The sequence below is a fragment of the Synechococcus sp. A15-127 genome (genome assembly GCF_014280215.1).
GTDB lineage: Bacteria > Cyanobacteriota > Cyanobacteriia > PCC-6307 > Cyanobiaceae > Parasynechococcus.
In genome coordinates this window covers 821,855-838,642 of the sequence record NZ_CP047948.1, presented here as the reverse complement: position 1 = coordinate 838,642, position 16,788 = coordinate 821,855, and the positions used below count along the sequence as shown (strand labels likewise).

Here is a 16,788-nt window from a genome sequence, read left to right as displayed (position 1 = left end):
TTAATCTTCTCTTCACTTTCTACGACGCGAGGCCATTCCGTCGCAAGCGACACACCCAAACGTTCACACCCTCAGGCCTTCAGCAGCAGTGCTCCCATCTGCTGGGCCACCAGGGGGCGATGAACCGCCTCCTGAAAGCCGGCCTCCATGGCGAGGGTCTCCTGGGACGGTCCATCCGGGAAGGTCTTCAGACTGGCCTCCAGATAGGAGTAATGCTGTTCCAGGCCGACCGCTGCCGCTGCCGGGACCACCAGACGACGCAGGTAGAAGCGCTGAAACCGCCCGGCCACTCCCGTGGAATCCACGCGATTGAAATCGAGAATCCCGGCGCGGCCCCCAGGCTTCAGCAGCCGTCGGATCTCCACCAGCCCGCGAGCCGGATCAGCGAGATTGCGCAAGCCGTAGGCCATCACAACTCCATCAAACGACGCCTCGGGGAGCCCGGTATCCAGAGCATCCCCCTGCAGCAGGTCCAGGCTCAACCAGGGCTGACGGCGGGCACGGCCAGCCGCCAGCGCCAGCGGCGCTGCTGAAGCATCTAGAGCGGTCACCCGACCACCCGGCCGGACACAACGGGCCAGTTCCAGAGCCAGATCGCCTGTTCCGCTGCACAGATCGAGCCAGATCTCACCGGAAGCAGGCCGAAGCCAGTGCAGCAACTGACGTTTCCAGAGGCGATGAAGCCCGAAGCTCAGCAGGTCATTGAGCTGGTCGTAACGCGGCGCCACCTCATCGAAGAGCTGCTCCACCGCAGCGGGATCCCCCGGTTTCAAAGCGGCATGCCTGTGAGAGTCATCACCAGAACCGTGGCGAGACCCACAGCCGCTGAACACACCATGCAGCCAGCCAGCATCAGGGAGAACTCCTGCTGATCCGCAGCCGACTGCATCAGTTTCAACGCCCAGGTCACCAGAGCGATGATCACGCTCACCGTCAGAACACCGACAGGTCCTGACCAGGTGGAGTTCAGCAGTGGGTGCGCTACGGGCATCACCGAAGCGAGATGACACCTGAAAGCTAGGGCCTGATCCCCAGTCCTCGGGCCAACAGATCCCGTTTGATCTGCTCCACGGTCAGGACTCCGTCATGCAGCAGCGAGGCCAGCAAGGCTGCAGAAGCCTGGCCGCCGGAAGGCCCGTGATCGAGGGCCTGGGCGATGTGATCGATGCAGCCGGCTCCTCCTGAGGCGATCACCGGCACCGGCACGGCCTGGGCCACGGCACGGGTCAGTGGCAGGTCATAGCCCGCCTGGGTGCCATCCCCATCCATTGAGGTGAGCAGGATCTCGCCCGCACCGAGCTCAGCCACCCGCTGAGCCCACGCCACCGCATCCAGGCCCGTGTTTTCACGGCCGCCCTTCACATAGACGTCCCAGCCACCCGCGTCCCGTCGCCGGGCATCGATGGCCACCACGATGCATTGACAGCCGAAGCGCTCCGCACCCTCACGCACCAGCTCCGGGCGGCGAACGGCCGAGGAGTTGAGGCTCACCTTGTCTGCCCCGGCCCGCAGCAGCTCGGTGATGCCCTCCACCGTGGAGATACCGCCGCCCACCGTGAACGGAATCGTCACGGCTTCAGCCGTGCGGCGCACCAGATCCACCAGCGTGGCGCGACCTTCATGGCTGGCGGCGATGTCGAGAAACACCAGTTCATCAGCCCCGGCACCGCTGTAGCGGCAGGCGAGCTCCACAGGATCTCCGGCGTCCCTCAGGCCGACGAAATTCACCCCTTTCACCACACGACCGCGGGCGACATCCAGACAGGGAATCAGACGCAGAGCGACCATCGATCCGGCGCAAAAGCGACTGTTAGTGTTGCGCCACTTCCATAGCCTTGCAGGCCATGTCCCAGGCTGCTGCGATCACCATCGGATCGAACATTCGTGTCACCCGCGTGCGCGATCGCATCCCTCAGTCCCTGGTGACTCTGCTCAAGACCAACCCCAGCGGCACCGTGAAGGACTTCCGCACCGTGGATGGAAAGGGCATCGGCGTGGTGGTTGAGCTGAGCGACGGCACCACCTGCTGGTTCTTCGAAGACGAAATCGCCCCCGCCTGAGGCCACGCCCCGTGAGCGACGCCCGCCAGCTGCTCGGAATGAAAGGTGCCTCCGGCACCAGCAATATCTGGAAGCTGCGCCTGCAGCTCATGAAACCGGTCACCTGGATTCCACTGATCTGGGGAGTCGTTTGCGGTGCCGCGGCCAGCGGCAACTTCCAATGGAAACCCGATCATGTATTGGCATCCTTCGCCTGCATGTTGATGAGTGGTCCGCTGTTGGCGGGTTACACACAAACGATCAACGACTATTACGACCGCGAGATCGACGCGATCAACGAGCCCTATCGACCGATCCCGTCCGGCGCCATCTCCCTCGGACAGGTGAAGGTGCAGATCTGGGTGCTGCTGCTCGCCGGTCTGGCTGTGTCGTGGGGTCTCGATCTTTGGGCCGGTCACACCACCCCGGTGCTGCTGCTGCTCGCCCTCGGCGGTTCTCTGGTGAGCTTCATCTACTCAGCACCGCCGCTGAAGCTCAAACAGAATGGCTGGCTGGGGAACTACGCACTTGGTGCCAGCTACATCGCCCTGCCCTGGTGGGCAGGGCAGGCCCTGTTCGGGACCCTCACCTGGAGCACAGCGCTGCTGACCCTGGCCTACAGCCTCGCCGGACTCGGCATCGCTGTGGTGAACGACTTCAAAAGCGTGGAAGGCGACCGTGAACTGGGGCTTCAATCACTCCCCGTGGTGTTCGGGATCGAGCGAGCGAGCTGGATCAGCGCCGGCATGATCGACTTGTTTCAGTTGGCGATGGTTGCCGTGCTGATCGCCATCGGCCAGCATTTCGCTGCCGTTCTTCTCGTGCTGCTGATCGTGCCCCAGATCACCTTCCAGGACATCTGGCTGCTGCGCGATCCCGTGGCGTTCGATGTGAAGTACCAGGCCAGCGCGCAACCCTTTCTCGTGCTCGGCATGTTGGTGACCGCTCTGGCCATCGGCCACAGTCCCCTCACCCAGGTGATGTGAATCGTTCCCATCTGCGTTGGGTCCTGATCGGCGCCACTGCAGCAGCGATCGGCGCAGGCGCGGCAGTGTTCACGCGCGTCCTGACCAATCTGGCGGACGCCACCCTGCCCGACGCCCGAGGCATCGCCAACTTCAACCGTCCCGGCACGATCACACTGCTGGCCAGCAACGGTCAGGTGATCCAGAAACTGGGGCCAGCGACACGAGAGAAGCTGCAACCGGGGCAGATGCCCAAGCTCGTGGAACAAGCCTTCATCGCCGCTGAAGACCGCCGCTTCTACGGCCATTCCGGCGTTGATCTATGGGGAATTGCCCGCGCCGTGGTCACCAATGTCCGACAGGGCTCGGTGCGTGAAGGTGCCAGCACCATCACGCAACAGCTGGCACGAACCGTGTTTCTCAGCCAGGACCAGACGATCACCCGGAAACTGAAAGAAGCGGCTTTGGCAATGAAGCTTGAAAGGCAGCTCAGCAAACAAAACATCCTTGAGCAGTATCTCAACTACGTTTATCTGGGCTCCGGTGCATACGGAGTGGCCGATGCGGCCTGGGTCTATTTCTCCAAAACGCCCGCAGAACTCAATCTTCAGGAAGCAGCTTTGATCGCTGGTCTTCCACCAGCCCCCTCGATTTACTCACCCCTTTTGAATCCCGATCTGGCACTGAGCCGTCGCTCTGTCGTGCTCGAGCGCATGGTCCAAGCGGGGTTCATCACCAAGCAATCAGCCACGCGCGCGAGGAACTCACCGCTTGACTTAAAACCAGCAACGCCGAAATACTTCAACAGCTCGGCACCTTTCTTCACCACTTGGATCGCTCAGGAGCTTCCGAAGGTGTTAACCGCCGATCAAATCGAAATCGGTGGCATTAAGGTTCGCACCAGCTTGAATCTGGACTGGCAGAAAAAAGGGCAAGAGGTTATTCGAGCGAATGCCCCGTTCGACACCGAAGGCGCGATGGTATCGATCGATCCTGGCAATGGCCTTGTGAGAGTCATGGTCGGAGGGAAAGACTTCTCCACCAGCCAATTCAATCGAACCATTCTTGCACTGAGATCCCCAGGCTCAACATTCAAGCTATTTCCCTATGCAGCTGCTATTGATCGAGGCTTAAAAGCTGAAACCAAGGTATTCGACTCAAAGCGCTGCTGGAATGGATATTGCCCCAAAAACTTTGGCGAAAAATATTACGGCAATATCAGCCTTGCCGACGCACTGAAAAACTCCCTCAACACTGTAGCTGTTCAACTTCAGGACATCGTTGGCTTTGATGCTGTGATCGAGACCGCCAACAAGTTCAACATCGGAATAGATCGCCCCCTGGGCAAGTACTATCCAATGGCTATTGGCGCCTATGAACAAACGATTCTTGACATGACGGCAGCCTATGCGGGAATGGCTAATCGAGGCACATATTTCAAACCCAGTCCGCTTGAAGAGATAAGAGGACCAAACAATGAGGTGTTCTGGAGTCGAAGACTGGATGGCGCGCGTGGGCAGCGAGCCGTTGACAGCGAAGTCGCAGACACCATGAATTGGATGTTGCAACGTGTCGTGACTGGCGGGACAGGAATTGCTGCCAAGCTCGATGATCGCCAAGTCGCCGGCAAAACAGGCACTTCAGAGAACACCCGAGACCTCTGGTTCATTGGCTCGATTCCACAGCTCACGACTGGAGTTTGGTTTGGATACGACGACGATCGACCCACCAAAAGCACAAGTGGTGAAGCTGCTTGGGCTTGGAAACAATTCATGCTTCAGATCAAAGATGAAATCCCTGTAAGAGCTTTCCCAAGTAAACCAAAACTGAATCGAAAAATGCGTCTTGCTGTCGACCCCAAAACGATCGCAAAGCCGCCTCAGAAAAAATCACAACCAGCAAAAAAGAACAACAAGCCGCAGAACGACGCCCCCCCTCCTGCACTAAGTGATGGGGACGCACCAGCCCTCAGCCCAGTGGCACCTCCTCGTCGCCCGAATCGCACAGTTCCTTATTTGTGGCGAGATCGCACCCAAGACCAAGAGGGGCTAGATCGGCAAGGACGTCGCTGGAGACGCGATTGAAACGTTGGTTCGTCAAGCCGAATCACAGCCACGCCGAAACACGGCGCAATAAAATCCGTCACCCCCACCGACCTGATCTGGCCAACGCTGGCTCTGCTTGATCAAGTGAAGATTGGTATGTCGATTTAGAAACAGCTGCGCCTGAGCCTGATTCTCATCAGGATGAATTGTGCATGTGGAATACACGAGCATGCCTGACGGAGCAAGTAGAGGCACCAGACCATCAAGGAGAGCTTGTTGCTGGGGGAGCAGCGTACGAATTGATTCCGGCGTGACCCGCCAGCGGGCATCTGGATGACGGGCCAACGTTCCCAATCCCGAGCAAGGAGCATCAATAAGAATCCGCTGAAATGATTCCCCCCATTGAGGACGATCCTTCAGCAAGGTTGCGGCATCCGCGGCGAGGGCGTGGATAGACCCCACCCCCAGCCGCGCCGCATTGGCCACCACCCGCTTCAGGCGTCCCGGCGAACGATCCACTGCCCAGATTTCTCCCTGGTCACCAATCAGCTCAGCCAGATGGGTGGCCTTGCCGCCCGGCGCTGCACAGGCATCGAGGATGCGCTCACCGGGTTGTGCCTCTAACAGCGGGGCCACCCACTGAGCCGCCCTGTCCTGCACGCACCAATGGCCGTCGTCGTATCCGGGCCAACGGCGCAGATCACCACTGGAGCCGAGCAGGGTGAGTCCATCGGGACAACCGGGGATCGGTGCCGTGGCATGGCCGGCCTCCGCGAGCGCTTCCGCCACGCCCGCCGGCGTCGCCCGCAGACGGTTGACCCGCAGATCCAGGGGCGGCACCTGATTGCAGGCGGCGGCCACCGCCGTTGCCCCCTCCTGATCGCGCCACTGCAGCAGGAGCTCTGCCAACCAATCGGGGAGTGAATGCTCGAAGGCCAACTGCACCGCCGCATCCCCGGAGCAGGACGGGCTCTCGCCCTGATCGCGCGCCCGCAGGGCGGCCCGCAGCATTCCGTTCACCACCGGCGCCAGCCGTGCCAACCCATGGGTTTTCGCCAGCTCGACGCAGGTGTTCACGGCCGCGGAGTCGGGAACCCGTTCCATCCAGAACAGCTGATACAGCCCCACGTGCAGCAGCCAGCGCAGCTTGGGGGGCTGCTTCTGCGCCGGCACCCGTCCGACCCGATCGAGCCAGCCGTCCAGCCGACGCCGTTGACGGATGGCGCCATAGGCCAGCTCGGTGGCCAGGCCGCGGTCAGGCCCCTGAAGAGGCCGATCCCGCAGCGCCCGCTCCAGGGCGACATCGGCATAGGCTCCCGCCGCCACCGCCTGCAGCACCTCCCAGGCCAGGCGTCGCGACGGAAGACCGGTGGTTGTGGACTGGCTCAAACACCGCTCTCGTCATTCACCAGACATAGCGCCCGGTCGCCAGAGGAACTGACGCAGCGGCAGACGCCCCTCCGCATCCACAGGAATGCCCTCGGCGATCAGCAGCTCCCGCTGGATCCAGTCGCTGCCCTCGCGACTGAGGCTCATGGCGATGCGCCCCTGAGCATTCACCACCCGATGCCAGGGCACCTCCGACGGCAACTTCAGACGCCGCAGGGCCCAGCCCACCTGTCGGGCACAGCCGTAAGCACCGATCAGATCAGCGATCTGGCCATAGGTCGCCAGCTGTCCGCAGGGAATGCGGCTGACCTGCTCCCACACCCTTCGATCGAACCCAGCTCTGGCTTGGGCCCTGGAGGCCGGGACAGCGCACATCGGAGCAGGGAAAACAGCTTGAGGAGTGATCGTTATCACAGTACGGCTGGTAAAAATTCGGTTAAAAAGCCTCCAGGGGTTGAGGGATCTTGGCTCCTGAGCGCGACCGTCTCACACCAGCGGTCGCGGTCTTTCCTCTTGGACGGGACAGAGGCGCTGCCGAGGTTCGTTGAAGCACATCGGATCTTGCCGCAGCAGCAGCTGAGGAGTAAGAGGTACAGATGGCCGACGACAAAGACTGGGGCGAAAAGGATGATGACTGGGCCTGGTGGGCCTGGGACAAGGACGGTGATTGGGGCGAGAAAGACAAAGACGATGGTGCTGACGGCAACAAGGCCGATCAGAAGGTTGTCGAGCAGGACGAGCAACTGACACGGGAAACGCTCATCCATGCAGGAGCGGAGCGTGAATACCTGCTCTACGTACCGACGAGTTATCAACGTGACACCAGAGCGCCTCTGGTGTTCAATTTCCACGGTTTCGGAGGCAATGCTGAGGGGCAACTTCTGACCTCCGACTGGCGCCGAATCGCAGAGAAAGACGGGGTCATCGTTGTTTATCCGCAGGGCTCAGAGCTGGAGAGCGGCGGCCCCCATTGGAATCCTCATCCGGCATCGGCAGACAACAAAAGCAGCAGCGATGACCTTGGCTTCATCAGCAGCTTGATCGACGACTTATCCGAGCGGTATGCCGTGGACAACGATCGTGTTTACGCCACTGGCTATTCCAATGGAGCCGGGATGGCCTACGGCCTGGCCCACCACCTGGACGAACGATTTGCTGCCATTGCTCCGGTTTCCGGCCTGATGTCGGAGGACCTGGCACGGTCAGATTCGGACGGACATCCCGTGGCCCTGATTCATTTCAACGGCACGGAAGACACCGAGCGAAGCATGGACGGCGTCGATGGCCATCTGGCATCAGTGGACGACATGCTGGCCTACTGGTCTGACGTGAATGAGGCTGATCTGGCTGAAACGGTGAACCTCGAGCAGAGATCCGGTCTGACCATCGAGAGAGCAGATTATGCGTTGGAAACGGGCGAAACACCGGTTCAGAGTTATGTGATCCACGGTGGTGGTCACGACTGGTTTGACCTTTCGGTGGATGGAAAGAACCTGGATCAGCTCATCTGGTCTTTCCTGGCGGACGTCTCACGCGATGGGGAACGGTTGATCCATCGTTCAACCCCTGGCTGGACGTCACCGCAAGACATGCCGAGCTGGATGAACGACAACCGTCGACCGGACGGGATGTACACCCAGGCCCTGGAATCCTTCATCCATCCCGTAACCCGGGACACGTGGATGGCTCCCATGGGCGGATTCGCCATCGACTGGAGCACCATCCCCCAGCCGTTTTCGGTTGATGGCTCCTCGCCGCTCTACGGCACCAAGAAACTGGCTGATGCTGCCGGCGATGGCAGCAGTGAGGCGCTGAGATTTGATGGCCTCGGAGTCTTCTACACGCCCATCGGCAGCAGGCCAACTGACCCCTCCGATCTCGATGGCGATGATCGGGTGCATCCCTTCCGGGATGGCCTGCTGATTGCGGCCTCGTCCATGGCCGTTGAGATGGCTGCCGGCCTGATCGAAAAGCCTGCACGGTTCAATCCGCGCTTGATCGATGCCGTGATCAATCCCGCCGGACGACACACGCGCTCGTCCGACATTCGCGAGCAGATCAAGCAGAGGATCGGGGACGCGGCACTGGACAGCAACAGCAACGGCATGCTCGACATCCAGGACGCCAAAACCGTGTTGCGCGATTCCCTCGGCACCTTCCCAGGGCAGACCCTGCCAAGTGATCGGATGGCGGAATCGCGCTCGCAGCCCTCCAGCATCGTGAGCCTCAGCAGCGCGGCTCAGCAGGACGCGATCGACGCGGCCGGCTGGTTCTGAGGCCTGAGGCCTGAGGCGGAACCAGGGCATCCCATACCCTCAACTTCAAGGAGTTGCGATCGCCCATGCCCCTGCTGCCGCGACGATTCGAGCGGCTGAAAACCGTTCTGAACCAGCGCATGGCGGACCTGACGGTGCTGCTCGAGCATGTGGAGAAACCCCACAACCTCTCCGCCATCCTGCGCAGCTGCGACGCGGTGGGGGCTCTCGAGGCCCATGCGGTGAGCCTGCAGGGACGACCCCGCACGTTCAACAGCACCGCTCAGGGCAGCCAGAAATGGGTCGCCCTGCATGATCACCCCGACATCGGCACAGCGATCCGCCAGCTGAAGGACCGCGGGTTCCGGCTGTACGGAACCCACCTCGGGGTCGATGCCCGCGACTACCGCGACTGCGACTTCACCGGCCCCACCGCCTTCGTGCTGGGGGCTGAGAAGTGGGGACTGACGGATGCCGCCCGCGACGGCATGGATGAAGCCCTGTTCATTCCGATGCGAGGCATGGTGCAGTCCCTGAACGTCTCGGTGGCCACAGCGACCCTGCTGTTCGAGGCGCTGCGCCAGCGCCAGGCGGCCGGTCTGGCGCCGACCCAGGGAGAAGGACTGACGCCGGAGCACTACCGGCAACTGCTGTTCGAGTGGTCCTATCCGCAGGTGGCGGACTGGTGCCAACGGGAAGGTCGCCCCTACCCAGCCCTCAGTGAGGAGGGGGAACTGCTGGAGGAGCTGCCCCGCAACGTGAAGCTGCGCTGCTGAACAGCGGCGAAGTGTTGTATCCCAGCGAACGCTGGGCCATAACAACGTCAGCGACGCGGACGCCATGGACGACCCGACTCTGCACCAGTACGCGGTGACCTATCACTGCGGCGAGGAATGGGGTGAGGAGATTCTCCAGTCCGTCGATCTCGGCCATGCCGTCGAGGCGGCCCATGCCATCTTCCCGAGCTCCTGCCGGATCTCCATCCGGGAGGTGAAGAACAGCCCCGGCCGCTGACGGCTGCGGCAACCGGGTGCACTCAGTACCGATCGCCCCCCCCGAGGTCATCCTCGGGGGGCGAGATCAGGCTGCGCCGGCGATCGCCTGGAACCAGCAGCAAGGCCACGATTAATCCCATGGCCTCCAGCAGATAGTTGCGGCTCACCAGCACCACCACGATCCCGAAGACGATGGCCAGCAGCTTCTCCAGCAGGCCGATCACGTCATCGGGATTGCGGCGGCCCGACACCCACAGCAGGCTGGCCACGCCGATCAGGCTGAAGCTGGTCCACCAGGGCACGAGCAGTGTCGTCGTCAGTCAATTCAGTCTGACGCCGGCCGGCCGTCACCGCCGCTGACCCAGGCTTCGATCCCCTCACCAAGGAAGGAGAGGCCTAGCACCAGGATGAACATCGCGAGGCCGGGATAGAGCGCGGTCCACCAGACGCCGGTGGGCACGGCCGCCAGGGCGAGGTTCAGATCACCGCCCCACTCGGGCACGGTCTCCGGCAGGCCAAGGCCAAGAAATCCCAGACCCCCCAGCACCAGCACGGCATCGGCGGCGTTGAGGGTGAGCAGCACCGGCACCGAGGTGATCACGTTGCGGAACAGATAACGGCGCAGGATCCAGAGGGGGCCGGCCCCCAGCGACTTCGCCGCCTCGATGAACAGCTCGCTCTTCACCTGCGCCGTCTGGTTGCGCACCACCCGGAAGTACTGCGGCACGTACACCACGCAGAGGGCGGCGGCGGCATTGGGGATGCCCTTGCCCAGCAGGAACGCGAGCACCACCGAGAGCAGGAGCACCGGCAGGGTGTAGAGGGTGTCCATCAGCAGCACCAGCACCCGGTCGACGGCACCCCCGAGGTATCCGCTCACCATGCCCAGCGGCACACCGACCAGCAGGGCCACACCGACCGCCAGCAGCACCACCTGCAGAGCGACGCCACTGCCCGCCATGGTGCGCACGCAGACATCACGGCCGAGGCGATCGGTGCCGCACCAGTGGCTCCAGGTGGGAGGGTCATAGATCGGGTTGCTGAGGCCGGTGTTCACATCCGGCAGCACCCCGAACGAAATCAGCAACGGCGTCAGCAGCGCCACCAGGGCGTAGATGGCCACGATCACCAGGCCCCAGCGGGCCATGCGTGTGGAAAGACTGATGCTCAAGGGGGCGAACCCGCCGCGGCTCGCTGCATTGTCTCCCGAATGCCAGGAGAATGCCGCCATGGCCCTCTCCCCTTCCTGGCGCACCAAGCTGCTCGGCAGTCTCCAGGGTCAACTTCAGCTGGCCACCTATCTGGCGGTGTTTCTCGGCTTCACCGGGGCGTCGTCGGTGGGTTTATGGATCGGCCAGCGCAATCTGATTCTGAACAACGCCCAGGAGCTGCGGCGCAGCGCCGTGGCCATCCAGGCCTGCATGCGCAAAGGGGGCACCGACGACCGCGCCTTCGTGCAGCAGGAACTGCTGCTGCACTCGAGCATGCGCACCAGTCTCTGGGTGGAGAACCCCGACGACTCCCTGGTGCTGCCCCAGAGCGATCACCTGGAGATCTCCGATGAGGCGATCCAGTCGTCGATGGCCGCCAACCCGGACCGGGTGGTGGGACGCCAGGAACTGATCCGACTCGGCGAACAGCTGTATCTGAGCGAGTTGGTGCAACGCTTCCCAAACGGAGCGCGCCTGTGGATCAGTCAGGAGGTGAGCACGAACCAGCGGGCTATGAACGACTATCTGGCCCTGATGATCCTGATCTGGAGCGGCTGCCTGGTGATCACCCTGATGGCAGTCAGCAGCCTGGTGCGACGGATCGTGCAGCCCCTGGAACAGCTCAATGCCGCCACCGCTCAGATGACCGCCGAAACGCTGGCCTCGGCACGGCTGCCCCTGGAGCGTGGTCCGGTGGAGGTGATGCAGCTGGGCCGCACCTACAACGCCCTGCTGGAGCGGCTGGCGCAGTCGTGGAGCCAGCAGCGGCAGTTCGTGAGCGCCGTGAGCCATGAACTGCGCACGCCGCTGACGATCGTGCAGGGCTACCTGAACCGCACGGTGAAGCGGGGCGACAACCTCACAGAGGCCCAGGTGCGTGGACTGCGCACCGCCGAGGAGGAAAGCATCCGCATGCGCAGGCTGATGGACGACCTGCTGGACCTCTCCAGGGGTGACTCCGGCAAATTGAGCATCCAGAGCGAACCGGTGCGGCTGGCGGACCAGCTGGAACAGGTGGCCGATCTGGCCCGCAGCACCCTGCAGCGGCCGCTGCATCTGGAACTGCCAGCGACTGTGGAGCAACGGGACGCCATCGCCCAGGCCGATCCGGGCCGTCTGCGTCAGGTGCTGCTGGATCTGGTCGAGAACGCCGACAAATACTCGCCGCCGGATCGACCGATCCGGCTGGTGATGCGCGAGGAGCCGAACTCCCATGCCATCGATGTGATCGATCAGGGCATCGGCATCCCGGAGGACGAGCTGGAGAGGGTCTTCGATCGCTTCCACAGGGCCAGCAATGCCCCAGAACGCACCGGATCAGGCTTGGGACTGTCCGTTGTGAAGCTGCTGGTGGAAGGAATGGGCGGCAGCATCAGCGTCTGCAGCCGCCTCGGCGAAGGCAGTCGTTTCACCGTTCAACTGCCGCGATGATCAGCTATCTGGTGTTCTGCTCCCTGTTGATTCCGGTGAATCTCTGGGCGGCGATCACCCCTCACATGCACAGCGATCTCTCGATGCGGATCCTGCACGGCATCTCCACCGTGCTGCTGATTCCGCTGCTGACGACGCTGTGGGGAGACCGGCAGCAACTCATGAAACTGCCGGCGGTGGTGCTGGCGGTGTTCGCTGTGGTGCTGGTGGTGGTGAACAGCTGGATCACCGCCATGGGCATGGGGGTGGAGTTCGGCTGGCTCGATCACGTGCTGCTGGCGGTGTCGGAGCTGAGCGTGGTGACCTTCTTCCTGCTGGAACCTCAACCCACCGCAGAAGACCGCACCAGCTGATCACGACCAGGACCGCGTTGCTCCAGTTCCAGCTGCAGAAGCGGCAGCTGCGGATCCTGCTCGATCCGGAAGGCCTCGACGCGATCCAGCACCACCCGGTTCAGATAGGACCCATGACTGCTCGGTTGCCCCTGCAGATCGAAGGCCGGCCCGCAGCGCATCAGCACGCGGCCGCGCCAGAGGCCGGAGGGGGCCGTTCCGAGGCTGTACACCATCGGATCGGTGCCGTTCTGCGGGGTGATGGCGATCAGAGGTTGCCGTGTGCCGATCGAGCAGGGCCAGGCCGGATCAACAACGGGAGCCACCTGCCAGGAACCGGCCTGGGCCAGATCTCCCTGCAGCAGCGCCAGGGTGCGGCCCTGCAGACGCCGCAGCCGCAGCGTTTCAGCCAGGGCACCACTGCGGGCGGCATCACCGATCAGCAGCTGCAGTGCCACGCCGCACACCAGCACCCCGAGGGCGCCGGCCAGCAGCAGTTCCACCAGGGTGAATCCAGGGGCAGAAGGCTCAGGCCGCATCGTCCGGGCGGCAATGGGTCGCACTCAGGCGCTCCTCAAGTGGTGCCTGATAAGTGCCGCTGCGGGTGATGCCGAGCGGCAGCCCGATCACCAGGCAGGGGCGCTGCGGCAGGCGGGGATGGGCCAGCACCACCACACCGCCATCGAGCAGCAGGCCATTGGCGGTGAAACGCACCAGGGGCGGCAGGTTGCTGCGCAGGCTGATGGCGGACGCTCCGGTCTCGGCAAGAGGGGTGACCGCTGGGCAGGCCGGAAGCGCGGCATCTGCAGGCGCCTGCCAACCGGCAGAACTGAGGTGAAGCCCGCAGGGCTGCTGCTGCCGCTCCGCCGCCAGGCGCCCCCGATCCAAGCCGATCCGCAGCCGCCGCAGGGCCACCTCCAGCTCCAAGTGCGCCTGATCGCGGCCGGATCCCGCCACGGCCGTACCAGCCAACAGGCCCAGCACCGCAATGGTCACCAGCAGTTCCACCAGCGTGAAGCCTCGATTCATGCCTCTACCGGCGAACAGAGCCCAAGCCCTGCGGCGGTGACCAACAGACGCCGCTGCAGCCGGAGTTGATCAGCGCCGGCCTCCACAGCCACCCGCAGCCAGAGGCCACCGGCGAGCGGATCCTGCTGCCAGCTGCGCTGAATCCCCGGGGTCTGCTGCAGCAGTGGAGCGAGCTGCTGGTCGAGATGCGCCGGGGAGAGCGCACAGCCAGCCGCAGGGCTGCGGCGCAGCAACCGACGTGCCGCCAGCAGCTGCTGATCGGCCTGCAGCAGGGCCCGCTCCAGAGCGGTCTGGCGCTGCGTGGTGGCCGTGATCCGCGACCAGCTGTGCAGGGAGGTGTGGGTGCTGATCGCCAGGATCACAGCGGACACAAGCACTTCGCTGAGGGTCATCAGACGGCCTCCTGCAGCTGCGCGCCTGCTGACGTGATCGACAACGGGAGCGTTGCGACACCCCGCTGCGGCAAGCGCAGGGTGAGCTGGCCGCGATGGCCCTGCGGCTGCCAGGCCTCCAGGCTCCACTGCAGCCCCTCGGCACTGCCGGCCTGCAGCAGACGGGGATCAGCGCCGGGGCAGAACAACGACTGATCCCACTGCTGGGAGGGCCACTGCAAGAGGCAGGCCTGAGCGGCGCCGCTGCGCTGGGCGAACTGCATGGCAGCCGAGAGGAAGGCATCAGCTCGGGAGACCCGCTCGAGGCGGTGGCGGCTGCGCTGCAGCTGGTGCATCGCCAAGGTCTGCAGCGACAGGCTGGAGAGCAGCAGCAGGGCGGAGCCGCTGAGAGCCAACGGCAGCACAAAGCCACGGCAACAGGGCGGGCGAGCAGTACAAAAAAGGGTGGGCAGCGCCATGACAGCGGTGAACGTCAACGGCTCAGAGCATTCCCCGGTGGCAGCTCTACCCTGCGCGCCATGGCGGCTCCCCTGAACGACCAACCCGATCGGTTGCTGATCGTCGATGACGATCCGGAGCTGCTGAAGCTGCTGATCGACACGCTGCAGCAGGCGGGGCACCAGTGCACGCCAGCCGCAGACGGGCAGCAGGCGCTGCTGCATCTGCGCCAGCGGGAGTTCGAACTGGTGCTGCTGGACTGGACCCTGCCGGATCTGGAGGGGGTGGAGGTGCTGCGGCGGATGCGCCGCACGGCACTGAACACCCCGGTGCTGATGCTCACCGCCCGCGATTCCCTGGAGGAGCGGATCGCGGCGCTGGATGCCGGCGCTGATGACTACCTAACCAAACCGTTCGAGCTGCAGGAGCTGATCGCCCGGGTGCGCGCCCAGCTGCGCCGTCGCCGCTATGAGGCCGATGCCCGCCGGCCGGCCGATCTGACCCTCGGTGATCTGAGCATTGATCTGTTCAGCCGCAGCGTGCGCCGCGGTGAGCGGGAGGTGAACCTGTCTCAGCGGGAGTTCGAGCTGCTCTGCTTCCTGGTGCAGGAACCGGAGTGCGTGCACAGCCGCCAGGCGATTCTCGAAGGGGTGTGGGGAAACCCTTTTGTGGGAGACCCCAACACTCTGGATGTGTACATGGGCTATCTGCGCCGCAAAATCGAAGAGCCGGGGCAGCCGCAGCTGCTGCACACCATCCGTGGAGTTGGCTTCATGGCGCGGGACGGCGACGCAAGCGACTGATCGTCAGCGAATCATCATCGAGATCCAAGCCAATTCACCAGCCAAGGGGGTTGACGATGGCTAAGGGTGAAACAAGACCAACCAGCGCGATGCGCGACCTGATCACCTCCATGCTTGTGGGCCTGGTGCTGCCGGCCGTGGTGTTGCTCACCGTGGCGGCCATCCCCCCCTACGGCGAGCCTGCAGCGACGGCGACTCCAGCAGTCGTCTCCAGCCGCTGAAACCGAAGCTGCACATCAGCGCCACCTCCCGGTGCATCAGCAATCAGCAGATCGGCTCCCATCAGGCCGATCAACTGCTGCACCAGCGATAAACCCAGGCCACTGCCGCGGGTGCCCGTGGCGGTGCTGCCGCGGGTGAAGCGCTCCAGCACCTTGGTTTTCTCCTGATCAGAGATTCCAGGCCCCTGATCCTGCACATGCAGCACCACCCGATCCGGTTCCGCTGAGGCGAACAGCTGAATGGGCCCCGAGGCGTAGGCGATGGCGTTCTCCACCAAGGCCGCCAGACATTGCTGCAGTCGATCGGGGTCGGCATCAATCGGCATCAGCGCCGTTGGTGAAGGAGCCGCCAGTTGCAACCGATCCGGCGCCAACGGCAGCAGACGTTCGTAGGCCACCAGCAGCAGATCCTCCGGATCGAGCTGTTGCATCGCCAGTGTGAGGCGACCGCTGTCGTTGCGCGCCAGTTCCAGCAACACCCGCAACAACTGCCCCATGCGCTTGGCTTCTGCTTCGATCAGGGCGAGCGGCGGCTGCAGCGATGGCGGCAACGGCTGGTCGCTCAACTGCTGGGCATGGCCGGAGATCACACTGATCGGCGTGCGCAGTTCATGGGCCACCCCATCCACAAAGAAGCGCTCCTGCTCCCACGCCTTGGCCAGGCGTGACTGCAAATCATGGAAGGCTTCGGCGATCGGCTGCAGTTCGCGAGGCTGGCGGCTCAACGCGATCGGCGCCTGATTCAACGAATCCGCTTCCAGCCGGTTGAGTTGTTCACGCAGTGCAGAAAGAGGAACCATCAAGCCCCGCTGCAACACCAAGCGCAGCAACAGCGCCGTGAACAACATCGATCCACCGGCCGCCGCCACCAACAGCAACTGATCCGTACGATCCTGCCGCCACTGGGGCGTGATGTTCTGGCGCACCTCCACAAGGGGCGAACGACCAGGCCTGTTGAGCCACTGACGACTGACCATCCAGGCGGAGCCGTCCGCTTCCAACTGCAGCTGAGGAGCTGACTCCCTGCCGCTGTCCATCAACGACAACTGCATATCAAGGGTGGAGAGCCCGGTCCCTGATGGTGAGATCAGACGCTGTTGTTCAATCAACGCGTTGGCTTGTTGCTGATAAGCCTGCAGCCGCCGCTCCTGACGCAGGTTGCTGCTCACCACAAACAAGAGGCTGTAACCCGCGACCACCGCCAGAAGAGAAGTGGATTGCAACCACACCCTCAACGAAGGCA

General features: G+C 63.4%; 22 protein-coding genes. 10 read left to right on the top strand and 12 right to left on the bottom strand.

Annotation, left to right across the window (positions count from 1 at the left end; all coding sequences use genetic code 11):
• Positions 1 to 71 precede the first annotated feature (71 nt).
• From ubiE to hisF, 3 genes are all read right to left on the bottom strand, one after another.
• The gene (ubiE, locus tag SynA15127_RS04265; RefSeq protein ID WP_186485141.1) at positions 72 to 773 is read right to left on the bottom strand and encodes a bifunctional demethylmenaquinone methyltransferase/2-methoxy-6-polyprenyl-1,4-benzoquinol methylase UbiE; all 702 of its coding nucleotides are present in this window, start codon (positions 771 to 773) and stop codon (positions 72 to 74) included.
• The gene (locus SynA15127_RS04260; RefSeq protein WP_255475572.1) at positions 770 to 931 is read right to left on the bottom strand and encodes a hypothetical protein; all 162 of its coding nucleotides are present in this window, start codon (positions 929 to 931) and stop codon (positions 770 to 772) included. The genes ubiE and SynA15127_RS04260 overlap by 4 nt, the downstream gene beginning before the upstream one ends.
• Before the next feature lie 86 nt (positions 932 to 1,017).
• Positions 1,018 to 1,788 (bottom strand): imidazole glycerol phosphate synthase subunit HisF, encoded by a 771-nt coding sequence (hisF, locus tag SynA15127_RS04255; protein ID WP_186485140.1) that lies wholly within the window; start codon positions 1,786 to 1,788, stop codon positions 1,018 to 1,020.
• 56 nt (positions 1,789 to 1,844) lie between these two features.
• Between hisF and SynA15127_RS04250 the strand changes: the two genes are divergently transcribed.
• Genes SynA15127_RS04250 through SynA15127_RS04240 form a run of 3 tightly spaced genes read left to right on the top strand, consistent with a single transcriptional unit; the run spans position 1,845 to position 5,088 of the window.
• On the top strand, positions 1,845 to 2,060 hold the full coding sequence (locus tag SynA15127_RS04250) for a DUF2862 domain-containing protein (RefSeq protein ID WP_043697518.1): 216 nt from the start codon (positions 1,845 to 1,847) through the stop codon (positions 2,058 to 2,060).
• An 11-nt stretch (positions 2,061 to 2,071) separates the two neighbouring features.
• Positions 2,072 to 3,025, top strand: a complete 954-nt coding sequence (gene chlG / locus SynA15127_RS04245; RefSeq protein WP_186485139.1) for a chlorophyll synthase ChlG — start codon at positions 2,072 to 2,074, stop codon at positions 3,023 to 3,025.
• Positions 3,022 to 5,088 (top strand): PBP1A family penicillin-binding protein, encoded by a 2,067-nt coding sequence (locus SynA15127_RS04240; RefSeq protein WP_186485138.1) that lies wholly within the window; start codon positions 3,022 to 3,024, stop codon positions 5,086 to 5,088. Before chlG ends, SynA15127_RS04240 begins: the two co-directional genes overlap by 4 nt.
• A 12-nt stretch (positions 5,089 to 5,100) precedes the next feature.
• On the opposite strand, the gene SynA15127_RS04235 is transcribed toward SynA15127_RS04240, so the two are convergent.
• Both SynA15127_RS04235 and SynA15127_RS04230 read right to left on the bottom strand, forming a co-directional pair.
• Entirely contained in the window at positions 5,101 to 6,438 is a 1,338-nt protein-coding gene (locus SynA15127_RS04235) for a 16S rRNA (cytosine(967)-C(5))-methyltransferase (RefSeq protein ID WP_186485137.1), read from the bottom strand.
• 12 nt (positions 6,439 to 6,450) lie between these two features.
• Positions 6,451 to 6,813 carry an MGMT family protein gene (locus tag SynA15127_RS04230; RefSeq protein ID WP_186485136.1) on the bottom strand — a complete coding sequence of 121 codons (363 nt, stop codon included), beginning with the start codon at positions 6,811 to 6,813 and terminating at the stop codon, positions 6,451 to 6,453.
• Positions 6,814 to 7,034: 221 nt separating this feature from the next.
• Here SynA15127_RS04230 and SynA15127_RS04225 point away from each other — a divergent pair, with 221 nt between their 5' ends.
• From SynA15127_RS04225 to SynA15127_RS04215, 3 genes are all read left to right on the top strand, one after another.
• Positions 7,035 to 8,714: a PHB depolymerase family esterase gene (locus SynA15127_RS04225; protein WP_186485135.1), complete on the top strand. Its 1,680-nt coding sequence runs from the start codon at positions 7,035 to 7,037 to the stop codon at positions 8,712 to 8,714.
• A 65-nt stretch (positions 8,715 to 8,779) separates the two neighbouring features.
• Positions 8,780 to 9,469 (top strand): tRNA (guanosine(18)-2'-O)-methyltransferase TrmH, encoded by a 690-nt coding sequence (gene trmH, locus SynA15127_RS04220; RefSeq protein ID WP_186485134.1) that lies wholly within the window; start codon positions 8,780 to 8,782, stop codon positions 9,467 to 9,469.
• Positions 9,470 to 9,533: 64 nt separating this feature from the next.
• Positions 9,534 to 9,707: a hypothetical protein gene (locus SynA15127_RS04215; protein ID WP_173402154.1), complete on the top strand. Its 174-nt coding sequence runs from the start codon at positions 9,534 to 9,536 to the stop codon at positions 9,705 to 9,707.
• 22 nt (positions 9,708 to 9,729) lie between these two features.
• Here SynA15127_RS04215 and SynA15127_RS04210 read toward each other — a convergent pair whose 3' ends face one another.
• A complete protein-coding gene (locus SynA15127_RS04210) occupies positions 9,730 to 9,990 on the bottom strand; it encodes a hypothetical protein (RefSeq protein WP_186485133.1) in 261 nt (86 codons plus the stop codon).
• A 23-nt stretch (positions 9,991 to 10,013) separates the two neighbouring features.
• Positions 10,014 to 10,835, bottom strand: coding sequence for an ABC transporter permease (locus tag SynA15127_RS04205; RefSeq protein ID WP_186485132.1), 822 nt, complete (start codon positions 10,833 to 10,835; stop codon positions 10,014 to 10,016).
• Here SynA15127_RS04205 and SynA15127_RS04200 point away from each other — a divergent pair.
• A complete protein-coding gene (locus SynA15127_RS04200) occupies positions 10,804 to 12,330 on the top strand; it encodes a HAMP domain-containing sensor histidine kinase (protein ID WP_255475571.1) in 1,527 nt (508 codons plus the stop codon). The two genes, SynA15127_RS04205 and SynA15127_RS04200, sit on opposite strands and share 32 nt — an antisense overlap.
• Positions 12,327 to 12,683 (top strand): hypothetical protein, encoded by a 357-nt coding sequence (locus tag SynA15127_RS04195; RefSeq protein ID WP_186485131.1) that lies wholly within the window; start codon positions 12,327 to 12,329, stop codon positions 12,681 to 12,683. Before SynA15127_RS04200 ends, SynA15127_RS04195 begins: the two co-directional genes overlap by 4 nt.
• Here SynA15127_RS04195 and SynA15127_RS04190 read toward each other — a convergent pair.
• From SynA15127_RS04190 to SynA15127_RS04175, 4 genes are read right to left on the bottom strand one after another with little or no spacing between them, the layout of a single operon-like run.
• The gene (locus SynA15127_RS04190; protein ID WP_186485130.1) at positions 12,653 to 13,201 is read right to left on the bottom strand and encodes a prepilin-type cleavage/methylation domain-containing protein; all 549 of its coding nucleotides are present in this window, start codon (positions 13,199 to 13,201) and stop codon (positions 12,653 to 12,655) included. The genes SynA15127_RS04195 and SynA15127_RS04190 overlap by 31 nt on opposite strands.
• Positions 13,191 to 13,691: a Tfp pilus assembly protein FimT/FimU gene (locus tag SynA15127_RS04185; RefSeq protein WP_186485129.1), complete on the bottom strand. Its 501-nt coding sequence runs from the start codon at positions 13,689 to 13,691 to the stop codon at positions 13,191 to 13,193. The genes SynA15127_RS04190 and SynA15127_RS04185 overlap by 11 nt, the downstream gene beginning before the upstream one ends.
• Positions 13,688 to 14,083, bottom strand: coding sequence for a hypothetical protein (locus SynA15127_RS04180; protein WP_186485128.1), 396 nt, complete (start codon positions 14,081 to 14,083; stop codon positions 13,688 to 13,690). The genes SynA15127_RS04185 and SynA15127_RS04180 overlap by 4 nt, the downstream gene beginning before the upstream one ends.
• Positions 14,083 to 14,559, bottom strand: a complete 477-nt coding sequence (locus SynA15127_RS04175; protein ID WP_186485127.1) for a hypothetical protein — start codon at positions 14,557 to 14,559, stop codon at positions 14,083 to 14,085. Before SynA15127_RS04175 ends, SynA15127_RS04180 begins: the two co-directional genes overlap by 1 nt.
• Positions 14,560 to 14,601: 42 nt before the next feature.
• Here SynA15127_RS04175 and SynA15127_RS04170 point away from each other — a divergent pair, with 42 nt between their 5' ends.
• A complete protein-coding gene (locus tag SynA15127_RS04170) occupies positions 14,602 to 15,324 on the top strand; it encodes a response regulator transcription factor (RefSeq protein ID WP_186485126.1) in 723 nt (240 codons plus the stop codon).
• 89 nt (positions 15,325 to 15,413) lie between these two features.
• On the top strand, positions 15,414 to 15,545 hold the full coding sequence (locus tag SynA15127_RS13485) for a hypothetical protein (protein ID WP_255475570.1): 132 nt from the start codon (positions 15,414 to 15,416) through the stop codon (positions 15,543 to 15,545).
• Here the strand turns inward: SynA15127_RS13485 and SynA15127_RS04165 are convergent.
• Positions 15,494 to 16,768 (bottom strand): sensor histidine kinase KdpD, encoded by a 1,275-nt coding sequence (locus SynA15127_RS04165; protein ID WP_186485125.1) that lies wholly within the window; start codon positions 16,766 to 16,768, stop codon positions 15,494 to 15,496. The two genes, SynA15127_RS13485 and SynA15127_RS04165, sit on opposite strands and share 52 nt — an antisense overlap.
• Positions 16,769 to 16,788: the final 20 nt, after the last annotated feature.

Excerpts from the sequence above, each read along its gene's own strand:
- hisF (WP_186485140.1), bottom strand. The coding sequence starts at position 1,788 with ATGGTCGCTCTGCGTCTGATTCCCTGTCTGGATGTCGCCCGCGGTCGT.
- SynA15127_RS04250 (WP_043697518.1), top strand. The coding sequence starts at position 1,845 with ATGTCCCAGGCTGCTGCGATCACCATCGGATCGAACATTCGTGTCACC.
- SynA15127_RS04230 (WP_186485136.1), bottom strand. The coding sequence starts at position 6,813 with ATGTGCGCTGTCCCGGCCTCCAGGGCCCAAGCCAGAGCTGGGTTCGAT.
- SynA15127_RS04225 (WP_186485135.1), top strand. The coding sequence starts at position 7,035 with ATGGCCGACGACAAAGACTGGGGCGAAAAGGATGATGACTGGGCCTGG.
- trmH (WP_186485134.1), top strand. The coding sequence starts at position 8,780 with ATGCCCCTGCTGCCGCGACGATTCGAGCGGCTGAAAACCGTTCTGAAC.
- SynA15127_RS04215 (WP_173402154.1), top strand. The coding sequence starts at position 9,534 with ATGGACGACCCGACTCTGCACCAGTACGCGGTGACCTATCACTGCGGC.
- SynA15127_RS04200 (WP_255475571.1), top strand. The coding sequence starts at position 10,804 with ATGGCCACGATCACCAGGCCCCAGCGGGCCATGCGTGTGGAAAGACTG.
- SynA15127_RS04205 (WP_186485132.1), bottom strand. The coding sequence starts at position 10,835 with ATGGCCCGCTGGGGCCTGGTGATCGTGGCCATCTACGCCCTGGTGGCG.
- SynA15127_RS04195 (WP_186485131.1), top strand. The coding sequence starts at position 12,327 with ATGATCAGCTATCTGGTGTTCTGCTCCCTGTTGATTCCGGTGAATCTC.
- SynA15127_RS04190 (WP_186485130.1), bottom strand. The coding sequence starts at position 13,201 with ATGCGGCCTGAGCCTTCTGCCCCTGGATTCACCCTGGTGGAACTGCTG.
- SynA15127_RS04185 (WP_186485129.1), bottom strand. The coding sequence starts at position 13,691 with ATGAATCGAGGCTTCACGCTGGTGGAACTGCTGGTGACCATTGCGGTG.
- SynA15127_RS04180 (WP_186485128.1), bottom strand. The coding sequence starts at position 14,083 with ATGACCCTCAGCGAAGTGCTTGTGTCCGCTGTGATCCTGGCGATCAGC.
- SynA15127_RS04170 (WP_186485126.1), top strand. The coding sequence starts at position 14,602 with ATGGCGGCTCCCCTGAACGACCAACCCGATCGGTTGCTGATCGTCGAT.
- SynA15127_RS13485 (WP_255475570.1), top strand. The coding sequence starts at position 15,414 with ATGCGCGACCTGATCACCTCCATGCTTGTGGGCCTGGTGCTGCCGGCC.